Genomic DNA, 15,731 nt, shown 5'->3' with positions numbered 1-15,731 from the left:
CGCCTTAACGTCAGGCAGTAGCTTTCCTTGAAATCACACAGCCAAAGCCAGAGCCATCTGCAGGTAGCACGAGCTTTTAATGATCGTCCACAACGCCACGCCGCCAATAGGCAACCGCCATGTGGTCATCGCGTTTCAGACCGCATTCTTTACGCCAGAAGCCGCGAATAGCTTTAAAAGCATCGAACTCACAAGCAGCCCATGCGAACAGCCGACGCCCTTCGCTTTGCACCGGCATGGCCTGTTTTACCGCATCAATCAGCAGCGTTGTCGTTCCGGCTTCCGCACCATTACGATGCAGCCATTTCAGATCAAGCTGTGCCTGAGTTTCCAGTAGTTGCTCTTCCGCACTGTCGGCTACTTCAATACGCACAATTGCCGATGCCGTAGCCGGCAGTCTTTCCAGAATACGGGAAATAGCGGGTAAGGCAGTCTCATCACCAACCAGAATAAAATCATCACCCGCCGGCATATCCCCGCCACCGGGGCCGGTCATACCGATAATATCACCGGTCTGCGCCTGCATGGCCCATTCTGTTCCCGGTGCTTCAACCGTGCTGGGATGCACGACCATATCAATATCAACCCAGCCCTGCTCAACATCAATGGTCCGGATTGTATAGACACGGTTTTGCAGGTGGTGCTCACCATCCGGCCAGACCGGACGACCATCAGCCCCCAGATGCGGCCATTTCGGCTTGAGCGGCGGTTTAGGCGGCAATATCAGGCGGATATGAAGCCCGCCACTGGCATAGCGCCCCAGATCATCGCCCTGCAATCTTATCCGGCGCATATGCGGCGTAATATTGCGCACGGCAATGACCTTCATTTCACGGAAAAACGGTGGCAGACTACCCTCACCTGCGCCGTCGCCTTCCCAGCGGAAGCTCACAGCTTCGGCACCCGCATGGTGGACAATGCCTTCCGCGACAGCAAATTTCAGATAAGACAAATCGCTTTCATTGGCAGCTTCGGCGGTTACGGTAAAACGCTCCTGTTCCAGCCTGAGTTTTGCCACACCCATCAGCAGCGGAATTGTACCTTCATTCCCTGTGCGTTCCACGGTATAATGTTCGCCATAAACACGCAGCAGATTTTCAAAAATTATCTCTGCCTGCGCGGAGGAAACTTCCGTTTGCGCAATAAATACAGGCTTATTCATCATCTCTCCTGCAGTCTCTGCCGGTTAAAACCAGCGGGTTATCTGCAGCTAACACCCGATAATATGAATTTTCAATTCATATTTTAATTTACAGTCACACTGACTGCCCGACTGAAACAGCAAAAAGGCCGGATGTTTCCATCCGGCCTTTAAAATCATAACTGAAAGCGGAAAATTCCGGTTACTTACCGTGGAACTCGCGAATCGCAGCGATAACGCGTTCCTGATCTTCCTCGGAGAGGTAAGCATGCATCGGCAGGCTGAGAATACGTGAAGGCAGAGCTTCAGACACCGGCAGACCACCTGGTGCTACCATATAATGCTTATAAGCAGTCTGCAGATGCAGCGGCTTCACATAATAGATAACCGAAGGAATGCCCTGCGCCTGCAGATGGACTTTCAGCTCATCACGGCGTTCGGTTTCAATCGAATATTGCGCCCATGCGGAACGGATACCGGCAGCCGGACGGGTTACTTTAACAATGTCACCCAGACCTTCGGCATAACGATTGGCAACCTTCTGACGGGTTTCCATTTCGTCTTCGAGAATAGCCATTTTTTCCAGCAGAACCGCAGCCTGAATTGTATCCAGACGGGAGTTCAGACCAATGCGCACATTGTCATACTGGGTTTCGCCTTTACCGTGGAAATGAATGGAGCGCAGAACATCGTTCAGCTCGTCATCATTGGTAAAGATTGCGCCGCCGTCGCCATAGCAGCCGAGCGGCTTGGCAGGATAGAAGCTGGTTGCACCGACATGACCGAAAGAACCGCACATTGCATTGTCGCGCTTGCCGCCGATCGACTGGGCAGCATCGGAAATAACCTTGAGGCCTTCTTTATCAGCAATTGCCATAATGGCACGGTAATCAGCAGGCAGACCGAACAGATCAACCGGAATGATTGCCTTTGGTGTCAGACGGCCTTCCTTGCGCACTGCATCAATAGCAGCCTGCAACTGTTCCACATTCATATTGTAGGTGTCTTCTTCAACATCTACAAAAACCGCTTCCGCACCAACCAGCGCCACCACTTCAGCGGTTGCTGCAAAGGTAAAGCTCGGGCAGAAAACTGCATCGCCGGGGCCGACGCCCATAGCCATCAGCGGCATCTGCAATGCGTCTGTACCATTGGCACAGGCCAGAACATGTTTGACGCCAACATAATCGGCAAGCTGCTTCTCAAACTCAGCAACTTCAGGTCCGAGAATATACTTGCCTTCCGCGACCACTTTAAGAACAGCAGCGTTAAGACGGTCTTCAATGCGAGCGCGCTGGCTCACAAGATCAATGAATTGCATGTCGGCTCCAATATCAATTGATCCGCATCATGCACGCGCACACCCGCGAATCGAGTAGTATGTAGTCCCTCATAAGAGACTTCGCCATGGTGCATTCTTCACTGTTTGGCAAACAATGTAACACAGCTTGAAGCAATGGCGGAACATCGCGTCTCCCTTGTTCCGCACAGCAGTCGCGAAGACCGGCTCGCCGGTTCTTATACCAGAAAAGCCGCTCAATCGCGTTGTTTTATTCGCATCCTGCAGTCTGTCCACATGGATACAGTCTGATTATCCCGTTCAGCCCCTCAGACTATGGGCCAATCTATCAGTACCGTCAGTATGACAAAGAGCCGGATATCTCAAATATCTGTGATTCCGGTTAGCGAACCGGATGGTTCACAGTGCCCTTGGTCAAAATCCGCAACACGCTCACAGCTTCTTCACCATTGGTGCGCGGTGTTTCGCGCGTTTCAATGCAATGAATGAAATGTTCCAGCTCACGGGTCAGCGGCATGCCTTCCTGTACCGGCACATATTCCGGATCAGCCTTGGTGAAAGCGATCTGCCCGTTTTCTTGCCAGACTTTATGACGATACAGGGTCAGCTTGCGTTCCCACGGCTCAGCATCGTCAAAAACAGCCATTGCCTTGTCGCCGACAACTGCAAGACGGCGATCCATGATCGGGTTCAGACGTGAAGCAAACAAATGGCTGCGAATACCATTCGGGAATTCCATATGCAGATGGGCAAAATCGCTCAAATGATCAATCATTGCCGCACCTTCACCACGCACCTCAGTAGGTTCAGAGCCGGTCAGTGCCAGAATCATCGACAAATCATGTGGTGCGAGATCCCAAAGCGCATCATTCTGGCCGTGGAATTTGCCAAGACCAATGCGATGCGCCTGAATATAACCGATTTTGCCCAGCTCGCCGTTTTGTGCCAGTTCCAGCAATTTCTCAAATGCCGGATGGAAACGCAGAATATGGCCAACCATAAAGATACGGCCATGTTTCTCAGCCGCTTGTACTGCGGCCTCGCCATCAGCAACAGTCAGAGCGATCGGCTTTTCAACCAGAACATCTTTACCATGTTCAACTGCGCGGATAGCATATTGCGCATGAAACTGCGCAGGCAGCGCCATAACAATTGCGTCGATATCTTTTGAAACAAAAAGATCATCAACACTGATTTGCGCCACATCATAATCCGCAGCAAATTTTGCGGAGCGCGCCGGATCAATGTCACTGACAGCAACGAGTGCGCCCAGACCTTTAAGAGTACGGATATGGTTGTTGCCCCAATAGCCACAACCGAGAACTGCGATACGCGGTGCCATATTTTCCTGCCTTTGCTTGTTGAAAACTCAATAACTTTGCAAAAGTTGGATTTCAATACCGATTAATGCATAACAGTGCTTGACAGCTATGCGCATACCGACTTATACGACCCCCGTTCCCAACGAGAACATTGCTTCGCGAAGCAGCTGAAAAGCTCTGAAGCATCGTGGGGCGGAGTAGCTCAGTAGGTTAGAGCAGAGGAATCATAATCCTTGTGTCGGCGGTTCGAATCCGTCCTCCGCTACCAAAAAATTACAAAACAAAATCAAATAGTTATAAAGCACGTAGCTGGAACATGATGTAAATTTCATGTCGCATCGTGTTGCAAATGGCATTCTATAAATTTCAATGAGTTACACTGGTACACGGTAGCTCCACGCGACATGCCGTGCAACATGCCCCGTCGAATCGTTGTGACACTCAGCCCAGATTTGGACTGAGCAACCTTTCGCTCAAATCGAAGGGTTGAATTCAGCCGAACCAGATTTGGTTTGGCCTGACATGCCAGCTTGAGCGGCAACTTGCTGGCGGATAACTTGGGGCGGCGACTATCAGAAGTTACAAGATCATTTCGAGTCCCCTATTGCGGCACAATCTGCTTGCGGAATTCACCTGCCCAACGAATAGTGTAATTCAACTTCCTCAATTTAAGGAAGTTGAATTGTTCATCCACAATTTGTGGACGTGCCCTAAATTTGGGGCATCATCAATTCAGTGATACCTTTTACTCAAATTTCAGTAAAAGTCCGCACCATAAAATGATGGAGTGGGAGATGCGTCCAAGGTTGGTACGAATTTCGCCCATTCCTGACTTCCGATAACCAAAATGATATGTTCGGCCGGATCAGTAGCTATAACATCAACACATACAAAGGACGGATATTTCTCGAAGATGAGAAAAGACCAGTCCCGTTTATTTTAGTAGATATGTGCCGAGATATTGCCACAAGAAATCTGATTGTTTCGAGCCTGCGCGCAAACAATAGAGACAGAATATCACCCGATGGTCGGATCTCATGTAGTGCTTTCAAATTTGTTAGCAGTACGGAGCGTTAAAGAATATTCTTATTACCAAAGTGGAACGGCCTTAGAATAAATAACTGATTAGCCGCCCTGTTCCAGTCGGGCGGCTTTTTTATTGCTGACCGGTCATAGCAACTTCAAGCCTTCACCGATCAGAAAGCCACGAACGCCGTTTAAGCCACTTGCGCCAGTCTCATGGCATTCAGCGCGGTCTCATATGGCAGTCCGGTCTTATCGCGTACCCACGGCCCAAATTCGCCGTGCGGAAGCGATAGCTTATTCTGGATGAGAATTGCCCTATCTCGATCAGCTCCGCTTCTGTGTGGCGCGTATAGGGCTGGAATATAGGCCTCTCGTCTGAAATGGCGACTGGTTCCTTCGAGGTTGCCGTGTGGCGTGCTTTCTCGCTTTTGTAGGTCGCATGAGTGCTTTCAGTTGGGGCGACTGGCTACAGAATAAACTACGCCGCACACACTGGCGCAAGCAATCCTTCAAGCTCCGAAAGTATCAATGTGCGTAGTGTCCCGCGTACCGGCCACGGCCTGAGCGCTAGAGAGCGACCACGGAGCACGGCAAGGTCTATCTGATCAAAAGCCGCCATAAAGTCACCAGCACGCCTCTCTGCCCAATCTGGGCGCTGCAGCACTATGTCTGAGACTGCACCGATTGTTTCAGACCACAGCTCATCAATATTACCGGCGCTTTGCTTTATGGTTTTCACAACAAAGACCAAATGACCTTCGCCGTGTGCGTCCCTTATGGCTTTCATTGTGCCCCGTGCATGGCTCTGGCCGCGCGCTCTGCGCCGGTAGGTAGGCACCAATTTAACGCCCAATTGATCCATTAAACTATCAAGACGACCTTTAGCCATAAAGCACCTCTCATATTAGTTTATTACAGGCAGTATTCCCACCTTCTAGGATATTGTTATGCTGACGGATAGACGCAGTTCTCCGCCCCCCCATTTGTCAGGAGTCGTTTTCTCCGCCGGCTCCCAAAAGATCGCTGCCAGATCGTAAAGCCTCACCCGCTTCTCTGAACTTGCCTTGTGATTGAGCAAACGCCCCATTTAATCCCTTCTCAATCTCCGCGCGCAATTTCACATCGCGCGTTACCGCTACGGGGATGCCGGTAAGTTCTGCGCGTAGTGTTGCAAAAACATTTGAGACGATGGCTTCAACGTCTTCCATATCGACGAGACGACCTTCCTCTTTCCCGATCCGGAGTTCGACCTCTCTTTGCCGTGCGGCCTTAAGGCCGCTGTCGGCCGCTACTTTAGACGACCTCCGTTCCTCGTCTTTAAGGGAGCGGACATAACCTTGAACTACAGCAACCAGTGGGTACTTTCCCTTGATTGCCACGGGGATATAACCATTCGCCGATAGCTGACGAAGCCATTGAGATGTAATACCCAACAGTGAAGATGCCCCACTCGTTGACAGCATTTCTTCACCCGTAAGGTCGATGATTGCGGACGAGGTCGAAGTTGTTGTGGCCTTTTTTGCCATTTCGATTTTCCTCAAAATGCAAAGCAAACTCCGATTTTCCAAATTTGGAAAACGCTCATATTCAGGGGTGCAGCGTGACCGCACAGCTTGCCTATGGGGTAAGGTACCTTTTCTTTGCCCCTTGACGTCGCGATGCAGAGGCGCACAGAGGGGGGGAAGGCAAATGAATGATTTACTACCATGAACCGTTCCGCGCTTGTACAGCCCGTTCAATCGCACAAATGGGCAAGCTTGTTGTTGGATTGTTCAATTCGAGTAAGGGTGCGCGGATAGAGATCGACATGTCGAGTAACTGGCCATCCACTGACTTCAGTCACAACAATAAGAACTTCCTCCTGAGGTTCAAGTTCAAGACGTTTATGTAGAGTCGCACGACTCGCTGTATGCTGTTCGGCGAAGGTCATTGCGCCATTAAAGTCCAGATCGGCAATCATTTGATCTACCTTGGCCTTTAATTGGTCTTGCAAAATTCAAATCCAAATATCGCTTCCATTATTGCCTAGGATCACGTCATGCGTCAAAAAAGAAGAAACTCAATCCATAATAGCACAGATATTGTCCGATTTAGACTGGAACCAACATAAATAAAAAATGATGCTTTTTGGGGCAGAATGTAACTTTTATTACAACAAAAAGAAATAAACAGTATTGACTGCAATCAATGACATTTATTGATTCATATAACACCTCATAGACAAAGTTTCATATAAACTCAGGCATAGTAAATGATCAAAAGCAAATTGATTCGGTTTAAGAAATACACTTTTGTTGTCGTTACAGTCCTGCTTGCTGGAGGCGGATATTATACATGGCAACAACTGAATAATGACAACCTACCCGAAGGCATTGCCTCCGGAAATGGACGTATTGAAGCCGTTGAGGTCGACATTTCCACCAAAAGTGCCGGTCGTATTCGTCAAATTCTGGCGGATGAGGGTGATTTTGTGAATGCCGGCGATGTTCTGGCGCAGATGGATACCGATCAGGCCGAAAGCCAGCGTCGTCAGGCTGAAGCACAGTTGCGCCGTGCAGAAATCAGTATTGAAACAACCCGTAGCCTTGTAGCACAGCGTGAAGCAGAACAAAAAGCAGCTGCTGCCATCATCGCACAACGCGAAGCACAACTAGATGCCGCGCAGCGCCGCTTGATACGCTCGCAGCAGCTGAATGAATCCCGTACTGTCTCCCAGCAAATTCTCGATGATGACCGTGCCAATGCCCGTGGCGTTGAAGCGGCCGTAAGTGCTGCCAAAGCGCAGCTGGCAGCAACTGAAGCCGGTATTAGCGCCGCCAAAGCGCAGGTTGTTGATGCGGAAGCAGCCGTTGATGCTGCTAAAGCCGCGATTGCAACAATTGCCGTTGAGATCAATGATGCCAGTTTGAAAGCACCCAAACCGGGTCGCGTTCAATATCGTATTGCCCAGCCGGGTGAAGTGATTGCTGCCGGTGGCCGTGTGCTCAATCTGGTTGACCTGAGCGATGTTTATATGACGTTCTTCCTGCCAACTGCACAGGCCGGACAGGTCGCAATCGGTGCTGAAGCCCGTATCGTTCTGGATGCTGCACCGCAATTTGTTATTCCGGCCAAAATCAGTTTTGTTGCCGACGTTGCCCAGTTCACGCCGAAATCCGTTGAAACGGAAGAAGAGCGCCAGAAGCTGGTGTTTCGCGTAAAAGCCAAAATCCCGCAGGAACTGCTGCAAAAACATATTCAGCAGGTCAAAACCGGTCTGCCGGGCACTGTCTATGTTAAGCTGAACTCTGAAGCCACATGGCCACAGAACCTTGCGGAACCTGTACAATGAACATGGATCTGGCGAGCGATAACAGCGCGGACGATGAACCTGTCGTCCGCATACAGAATGTCAGCCTGACCTATGGCGCCAAACAAGCCCTGTGTGATCTGACGCTGGATATTCCGACTGGTCGCATGATCGGCCTCATTGGCCCTGACGGTGTGGGGAAATCCAGCTTGCTGTCACTGGTTGCTGGTGCGCGTATTATGCAGCAAGGGCGCATTGACGTGCTGGGCGGGGATATTGCTGACAAGCGCCATCGCCAGTCCGCTTTTCCTCGTATTGCCTATATGCCGCAAGGGCTGGGTAAAAACCTATATCCGACCCTGTCGGTCTTTGAGAATATTGAATTCTTCGGCAGATTATTCGGCCATAACAAGCATGAACGTGAGCGCCGAATTACGGATTTGCTGGCACGCACCGGCATGTCGCCCTTTGCGGATCGTCCTGCCGGCAAACTCTCCGGCGGGATGAAGCAAAAAACCAGTCTTTGCTGTTCGCTGATCCATGATCCTGACCTGCTGATTCTTGATGAGCCGACCACCGGCGTTGATCCTCTGTCGCGCCGCCAGTTCTGGGAGCTGATCGACGATATCCGCAAAGATCGCCCGGGTATGAGCGTGATTGTTGCCACGGCCTATATGGAAGAAGCCGAGCGTTTCGACTGGCTTATTGCTATGAATGACGGGCAGATCCTCGCCAGTGGCACACCAAAAGAGCTGATGCAACAAACCGGCACATCGAATGTGGATGATGCCTTTATCGCCTTATTGCCGGAAGAACTGCGCCAAGACCATCATAAGGTGGTGATCCCGCCGCGTGATGAAAGCATCACGGATATTGCCATTGAAGCCGAGCATGTCACCGTGCGTTTTGGTAAGTTCACAGCCGTTGATAATGTCAGCTTCCGTATTCCGCGCGGCGAGATTTTCGGCTTCCTCGGCTCCAATGGTTGCGGCAAATCCACGACCATGAAAGTGCTGACCGGCTTGCTGCCTGCAAGTGATGGTATTGCCCGCCTGTTTGGCCGTGAAGTTGATACCAAAGATATCGATATCCGCCGTCGTGTCGGCTATATGTCACAGGCTTTCTCGCTCTATTCAGAACTGACTGTGCATCACAATCTGGAACTCCACGCCAAATTATTCGGCATGGAAGAGGCCAGAACCAAACAGCGTATTACAGAGCTTTCACAGCGTTTCGATCTGACCGAGATGATGGATATTTATCCGGATGATATGCCGCTCGGTATCCGTCAGCGTTTGTCTCTCGCGGTCGCCCTGATCCATCAGCCGGATATTCTCATTCTCGATGAGCCGACTTCCGGTGTTGATCCGGTGGCACGTGATGCCTTCTGGCAAATCCTCGCCGATCTTTCGCGCAAGGATAATGTGACGATTTTCGTCTCCACCCACTTCATGAATGAAGCAGAGCTTTGTGACCGGATTTCCCTGATGCATGCCGGTAAAGTGTTGATCAGTGATACACCGGCTGCAATCACTGCCAGCTGTTCGGCAGCAACACTGGAAGAGGCGTTCATCGGCTATCTTGAAGATGCCATTGGCGAAACCGCACCTGCGCCGCAACCTGCCCATACAGCAGTTGCAGAACAGACAGCACAAACAGTAAAACGGGTACGAGAGCTTCCGGCTCCGTCTGCAAGCTGGATGCCTGATCTGCGCCGTATGCTCGCTTATACCAGACGCGAAACGCTAGAACTGCGGCGCGATCCGATCCGCGCCACACTGGCAATGCTTGGCAGTGTTATCCTGATGTTTGTGATCGGTTTCGGTATCAATCTCGACGTGAATAACTTAAGTTTTGCAGTGATTGACCGCGACGACACAACGATCAGTCGTGACTATATCCTCCAATTCTCCGGCTCACGCTATTTTATCGAAAAAGATCCGATCCTTGATTATGACGATCTCGACCGGCGCATGCGAAACGGCGAGATCAGTCTGGCGATTGAGATACCACCGAACTTTGCCCGCGATGTCGAACATGGACGTCCTGTTGAAGTCGGCGCATGGATTGACGGTGCAATGCCGACGCGGGCAGAAACCATTCAGGGTTATGTGCAGGGCACGCATCTCAACTGGTTGTCGCAAAAAGCCCGCGAGCTCTATGGCAACACCACGGCCCTCACCAGTTTCAATATGGAAATCCGCTATCGCTATAATCCGGATGTGCAAAGTCTGGTAGCCATGGTGCCAGCGGTTATTCCGCTGTTGCTGCTGGTTATACCGGCCATGCTCTCGGTGCTGAGTGTTGTGCGCGAAAAAGAACTGGGCTCGATTATCAATTTCTACGTGACACCGGTCACGAAATTCGAGTTTCTGATGGGTAAGCAGCTGCCTTATATCGGGCTGGCTTTCTTCAACTTCCTGATGCTGACCGCCTTCGCAGTGTTCATCTTTCAGGTGCGGTTTACCGGCAGTTTTCTGACCTATTCAACGGCTGCCTTGCTCTATGTGATTATCACAACAGGCATGGGGCTGGTGCTCTCCACTTTCATGAACAGTCAGATCGCCGCTATCTTCGGCACCGCCTTGATGACGTTGATACCTGCCGTGCAATATTCGGGTATCATTGATCCGGTTTCTTCTTTGCGTGGTGCAGGGGCTTTGATCGGTCAGATTTATCCGACAACCTACTTCACCACCATCTCGCGCGGGACGTTCTCGAAAGCGCTCAGCTTCTCTGATCTGGGCATGCCTTTTCTGATGTTGCTGATAACCATTCCGGTGCTGATGGTGCTGGGTATTGTTCTTCTCAAGAAACAGGCGCGCTGAGATGAGGATTTCCAATATATTCCGTCTTGGCATCAAGGAGCTACGCGGTCTTGCCCGCGATCCGATGCTGATGATCCTGATTGTTTATGCGTTCACACTGGCAATCTATACGGCTTCCAAAGCAATGCCGGAAAACCTAAACAATGCGGCGATCGCAATTATTGATGAGGATCAGTCCCCGATCTCCGGCCGGATTACCACCGCATTTTATCCGCCTTATTTTGTGCCGCCGAAACTCATCTCCACTTATGAGATGGACAAGCGCATGGATACCGGTCTGGATACATTTGCGCTGGATATTCCGCCGAACTTCCAGCGTGATCTTCTGGCCGGACGCAATCCGACTATTCAGCTGAATATTGATGCGACGCGTATGAGTCAGGCCTTCAGCGGCGGGCGCTATGTGCAGGCCATTGTGACCAATGAGGTGAGCGAGTTTCTCAATCATTATCGCAGTGCCACTAAAATGCCGGTCGCGCAGAACCTGCGTGCGCTCTTCAATCAGGATCTGAACAAAGGCTGGTTCGGTGCGGTTACCAACGTGATTGCCTCGGTGACGATGCTGTCAATCATCCTGACCGGTGCGGCACTCATTCGCGAGCGTGAACATGGCACGATTGAACATCTGCTGGTGATGCCGGTCACCCCGATCGAGATCATGATCAGTAAGGTCTGGTCTATGGGGCTTGTGGTGCTGGTTGCCACGGCAATGTCCTTGCTGTTCATCGTCAAAGGTGTGCTGTCGGTACCGATCAATGGATCGATCATCCTGTTCCTGCTCGGGGTGGCACTCCAGCTTTTTGCCACCACCAGTCTCGGCATTTATCTAGCAACCATTGCCGGTTCCATGCCGCAATTCGGACTATTGATTGTGCTGATCCTGCTGCCGTTGCAGGTTCTCTCCGGTGCAATGACACCGCGTGAGAGCATGCCGGAAATCATTCAGAATATCATGCTGGCAGCACCAAACACGCACTTTGTGATTCTCGCGCAATCGGTGCTGTTCCGCGGTGCAGGATTAAGCGTGGTCTGGCCGCAGTTCCTCGCCCTCATGATTATCGGTTCCGTGCTCTTCTTCTTCGCACTCAAACGTTTCCGTAACTTCCTGAGGTGAGCTGACACAATAAAGCCTGCCTCACTTTTCCTGCAAAGCTGTTGATTATGGAAAGACTTGGAATGAATGATTTAATTCTCACATTCAATACAGGATCATCGACCGTCAAAATCGGCAGTTTTGAATGGAACGGCTCGTCTTTGCATAAATCCGCTAAGGCTGGCATTGATTTTGCCGCGTCTCCTTTGAGTTTTCATATGGAGCGCGGCAAAGAACGGCTGGATTTGCAACTGCAATCTGAGGCTTCTGCGGATATAGTCAGCGTGTTGAGCGAGGTTTTCGATAAGCTTTCTGCGCATATAGACCTGACCCGTATCAAAGCCATTGGTCACCGTGTGGTGCATGGCGGCGATGTTTTTACTGGTCCTGCATTGATTGATGAACGCTCAATTCAGGCCATTGACGATTTGTCGGCCTATGCGCCGTTGCATCAGCCTAAAAGTCTGGCGCTGATTAAAGCGATCCACCAACTTTTCCCTAATATTTTGCAAACAGCCTCTTTTGATACAGCCTTCCATCGCACCATGCCGGATGTGAACCGCCGGTTTGCCATTCCGCGGGAAATGCATGACCAAGGCATCAAGCGCTATGGTTTTCACGGACTCTCTTATCAATCCATTGCACAACATTTTAACGAGCTTGACCCGGATTTAGGCCGTAAGAAACTTGTTGTTGCCCATCTTGGCAGCGGCGCCAGCCTTTGCGCACTTAGAGAAGGCAAAAGCGTTGATACCAGTATGAGTTTCTCCACGCTGGACGGTATTCCGATGGCAACGCGCTGCGGAAATCTAGATGCGGGTGTGCTGCTGCATCTGTTGAGCCAGCAGAATATTAACGCCGATGGGTTGACTGATATGCTTTATCATCGCTCCGGTCTGCTCGGTGTATCCGGCATCAGCGGAGATTGTCGTGACTTGTTGGCAAGTGAGGCACCTGAAGCAAAGCAAGCTATTGATCTCTTCACCACACGCATTGCCGGTGAAATCAGTCGTCAGGCGACCAGCCTTGGCGGGTTGGATACCATTATTTTCACCGCAGGTATTGGCGAACATCAGCCCGAAATCCGCGCCCATATTGCCAGAAAATTACAATGGCTGGGCGTCGAACTGGATGGTGCGGCCAATGATAAAAATGCTTTCCGCATTAGTACACAATCAAGCAAAATCGCGGCTTTCATGCTCGCAACTGATGAAGAGCAAGTGATTGCTGCGGAAACCCTCACTGTTTTAAACCAATCCTCCCAATAAGTTAAGGAATTTTGGAATGAATAATCAGACTGGCGCCCAGCCGCTTACTCCGGATCAGCTGAAACTGACCGACCGCTATTGGCGCGCGGCCAATTACCTCTCCGTCGGGCAGATTTATCTGATGCAAAATCCGCTGCTGCGTGAGCCTTTAAAACCTGAACATGTCAAGCCGCGTTTGCTCGGCCATTGGGGCACTACACCCGGTTTGAACTTCATCTATGTACATCTCAACCGCATCATTAAAAAGCGCAACAAAGATGTGCTGTATGTCTGCGGCCCCGGTCACGGTGGCCCTGGCATGGTGGCGAATACCTATCTGGAAGGCACTTATACGGAAACCTATCCCGATATCACCGAAGATGTTGACGGAATGCAAAAACTCTTCCGCCAGTTCTCGTTCCCGGGCGGTATTCCAAGCCATGTGGCACCGGAAACTCCGGGTTCCATCCATGAAGGAGGCGAGCTTGGCTATGCGCTTGTGCATGCTTATGGCGCAGCTTTTGATAATCCCGATCTCGTCGTTGCCTGTGTTGTCGGTGACGGTGAGGCCGAAACCGGCCCCTTGGCGGCTGCATGGCATTCTAACAAATTCCTCAACCCGAAGCGCGACGGCGCGGTGTTGCCGATCCTGCATCTGAATGGCTATAAAATCGCTAATCCGACCCTGCTTGCTCGTATGTCAGATGAAGACTTGTACAGCCTTTTCACAGGCTATGGCTATGAACCATTTTTCGTAGAGGGCCACGAGCCGGAAGCCATGCACCAACTGATGGCTGCAACTTTTGACCGTGCTTTTGATCGTATCAAAGCCATTAAAGAGCAAGCCGATCTTAAATCTCCGGAGCGTCCGCGCTGGCCGATGATTATCTTCCGCAGCCCCAAAGGCTGGACAGGGCCAAAAGTGGTTGACGGCAAAATGGTGGAGAACCATTGGCGCTCCCATCAGGTGCCGGTTGCCAATTGCCGCGCAGATGATGCCCACCGCAAAATCCTTGAAGACTGGATGCGCAGCTATGATCCCGAAGATCTGTTTGACGCAAGCGGCAAGCTGAAACCGGAATTGCGCGCGCTCGCACCAAGCGGTGAAAAACGCATGGGCGCTATTCCGCATTCCAATGGTGGCTTGCTGCGTAAAGACCTGAAAACACCCGATTTCCGCAAATATGCAGTCAATGTTAGCGTGCCGGGTGCGGTACAGGAACAAACCACCAAAATCCTTGGTGATTATCTGCGCGATGTCCTCCGCCTCAATGATGAGGATAAAAACTTCCGTGTCTTCGGGCCAGATGAAACGGCGTCCAATCGCCTTGGCAGTGTTTTTGAGGCAACCGACCGCGTCTGGATGGCTGAAACGCTAAACAGTGATGATCATCTGGCCGCCGACGGCCGCGTGATGGAAGTGCTCAGTGAGCATTTGTGTCAGGGCTGGCTGGAAGCCTATTTGCTGACCGGTCGTCACGGCTTCTTCTCCTGCTATGAAGCCTTTATCCATATTGTGGATTCAATGTTCAACCAGCATGCCAAATGGTTGCAGGTCGCGCGCGAACTGCCATGGCGCAAACCGGTTTCATCGCTCAACTATCTGCTGACCTCCCATGTCTGGCGGCAGGACCACAACGGCTTCTCCCATCAGGATCCGGGTTTTGTCGATCTGGTCGCCAATAAGAGCGCCGATATTGTCCGCGTTTATTTCCCGCCGGATGCCAATACACTGCTTTGGGTGGGTGACCACTGTCTCAAAACATGGAACCGTGTGAATGTGATCGTTGCCGGTAAGCAGCCATCACCACAATGGCTAACCATGGATGAAGCAGAAAAGCATTGTGAGGCCGGTCTTGGTAAATGGGATTGGGCAGGCAGCGAAGATGGTATGGAGCCTGATCTGGTGATGGCTTGCGCCGGTGATGTACCGACCATGGAAACTCTGGCCGCCGCCGCAATGTTGCGTGAAGCGCTGCCGCATTTGCGCATCCGCGTAGTCAATATTGTTGATCTGATGGCGCTGCAATCACCGCAGCATCATCCGCATGGTATTGCCGACAGTGAATTTAATGCGCTTTTCACCACTGATCGTCCGGTAATTTTCGCTTATCACGGCTATCCGTATCTGATCCACCGGCTGGTTTATAAGCGCACCAACCATCCGAACTTCCATGTGCGTGGCTTTATCGAAAAAGGCACAACCACAACGCCCTTTGATATGGCTGTGATGAACGAACTTGATCGTTATAATCTGGCGATTGAAGCGCTTAACCGTCTACCTTTGGCTGCCGGTATAGCAGACCCGATTATCGCGTATCTTCAAAAAAAGCTTCAGCAGCATCATGACTATGTGCGTGAGTATGGTGAGGATATGCCGGAAATCCGTGACTGGAAATGGCCGCATAGCCGCGTAGCCAAGAGCTGATTGCAGATATTTACCGGAGCGGTACATACCCCTCCGGTCTTTGAGTTTTATTCTGAT

General features: G+C 51.0%; 12 protein-coding genes and 1 tRNA gene. 7 read left to right on the top strand and 6 right to left on the bottom strand.

Going from position 1 to position 15,731, the window contains the following annotated elements; all coding sequences use genetic code 11:
• Positions 1–76: 76 nt before the first annotated feature.
• The 3 genes from JNC80_RS04905 to JNC80_RS04895 form a co-directional block, all read right to left on the bottom strand.
• On the bottom strand, positions 77–1,162 hold the full coding sequence (locus JNC80_RS04905) for a DUF2218 domain-containing protein (protein WP_376709688.1): 1,086 nt from the start codon (positions 1,160–1,162) through the stop codon (positions 77–79).
• A gap of 181 nt (positions 1,163–1,343) precedes the next feature.
• Positions 1,344–2,462, bottom strand: a complete 1,119-nt coding sequence (locus tag JNC80_RS04900) for a DegT/DnrJ/EryC1/StrS family aminotransferase (RefSeq protein ID WP_116087848.1) — start codon at positions 2,460–2,462, stop codon at positions 1,344–1,346.
• A 361-nt stretch (positions 2,463–2,823) separates the two neighbouring features.
• Positions 2,824–3,783 carry a Gfo/Idh/MocA family protein gene (locus JNC80_RS04895; RefSeq protein WP_376709687.1) on the bottom strand — a complete coding sequence of 320 codons (960 nt, stop codon included), beginning with the start codon at positions 3,781–3,783 and terminating at the stop codon, positions 2,824–2,826.
• A 171-nt stretch (positions 3,784–3,954) separates the two neighbouring features.
• On the opposite strand from JNC80_RS04895, the gene JNC80_RS04890 reads away from it, so the two are divergent.
• Together JNC80_RS04890 and JNC80_RS20040 are read left to right on the top strand one after the other, a co-directional pair.
• A tRNA-Met gene (locus tag JNC80_RS04890) sits at positions 3,955–4,031 on the top strand.
• A 584-nt stretch (positions 4,032–4,615) separates the two neighbouring features.
• Entirely contained in the window at positions 4,616–4,840 is a 225-nt protein-coding gene (locus JNC80_RS20040) for a DUF7947 five-stranded beta-barrel domain-containing protein (RefSeq protein ID WP_445482805.1), read from the top strand.
• Between the two features lie 427 nt (positions 4,841–5,267).
• On the opposite strand, the gene JNC80_RS04885 is transcribed toward JNC80_RS20040, so the two are convergent.
• The 3 genes from JNC80_RS04885 to JNC80_RS04875 all read right to left on the bottom strand — a co-directional run bounded on the left by JNC80_RS04885 (position 5,268) and on the right by JNC80_RS04875 (position 6,749).
• Positions 5,268–5,678, bottom strand: coding sequence for a hypothetical protein (locus JNC80_RS04885; protein WP_022709461.1), 411 nt, complete (start codon positions 5,676–5,678; stop codon positions 5,268–5,270).
• Positions 5,679–5,775: 97 nt separating this feature from the next.
• Positions 5,776–6,315, bottom strand: a complete 540-nt coding sequence (locus tag JNC80_RS04880) for a hypothetical protein (protein ID WP_376709686.1) — start codon at positions 6,313–6,315, stop codon at positions 5,776–5,778.
• 209 nt (positions 6,316–6,524) lie between these two features.
• Entirely contained in the window at positions 6,525–6,749 is a 225-nt protein-coding gene (locus tag JNC80_RS04875) for a hypothetical protein (RefSeq protein ID WP_139316401.1), read from the bottom strand.
• 291 nt (positions 6,750–7,040) lie between these two features.
• Between JNC80_RS04875 and JNC80_RS04870 the strand changes: the two genes are divergently transcribed.
• The 5 genes from JNC80_RS04870 (at position 7,041) to JNC80_RS04850 (ending at position 15,674) form a co-directional block, all read left to right on the top strand.
• Positions 7,041–8,120, top strand: a complete 1,080-nt coding sequence (locus JNC80_RS04870; RefSeq protein WP_083647043.1) for an HlyD family secretion protein — start codon at positions 7,041–7,043, stop codon at positions 8,118–8,120.
• A 2-nt stretch (positions 8,121–8,122) separates the two neighbouring features.
• Positions 8,123–10,906 carry a ribosome-associated ATPase/putative transporter RbbA gene (gene rbbA / locus JNC80_RS04865; RefSeq protein WP_213599988.1) on the top strand — a complete coding sequence of 928 codons (2,784 nt, stop codon included), beginning with the start codon at positions 8,123–8,125 and terminating at the stop codon, positions 10,904–10,906.
• A 1-nt stretch (position 10,907) separates the two neighbouring features.
• The gene (locus JNC80_RS04860) at positions 10,908–12,020 is read left to right on the top strand and encodes an ABC transporter permease (RefSeq protein ID WP_376709685.1); all 1,113 of its coding nucleotides are present in this window, start codon (positions 10,908–10,910) and stop codon (positions 12,018–12,020) included.
• Between the two features lie 62 nt (positions 12,021–12,082).
• Entirely contained in the window at positions 12,083–13,267 is a 1,185-nt protein-coding gene (locus tag JNC80_RS04855; protein WP_075655965.1) for an acetate/propionate family kinase, read from the top strand.
• A 16-nt stretch (positions 13,268–13,283) separates the two neighbouring features.
• Complete coding sequence (locus JNC80_RS04850) at positions 13,284–15,674, top strand: phosphoketolase family protein (RefSeq protein WP_376709684.1); 2,391 nt, start codon at positions 13,284–13,286, stop codon at positions 15,672–15,674.
• Positions 15,675–15,731 lie beyond the last annotated feature (57 nt).

It is taken from the genome of Pseudochrobactrum lubricantis (genome assembly GCF_041929865.1).
Classification (GTDB): domain Bacteria; phylum Pseudomonadota; class Alphaproteobacteria; order Rhizobiales; family Rhizobiaceae; genus Pseudochrobactrum; species Pseudochrobactrum saccharolyticum.
This window is presented reverse-complemented; position numbering and strand designations above follow the sequence as displayed.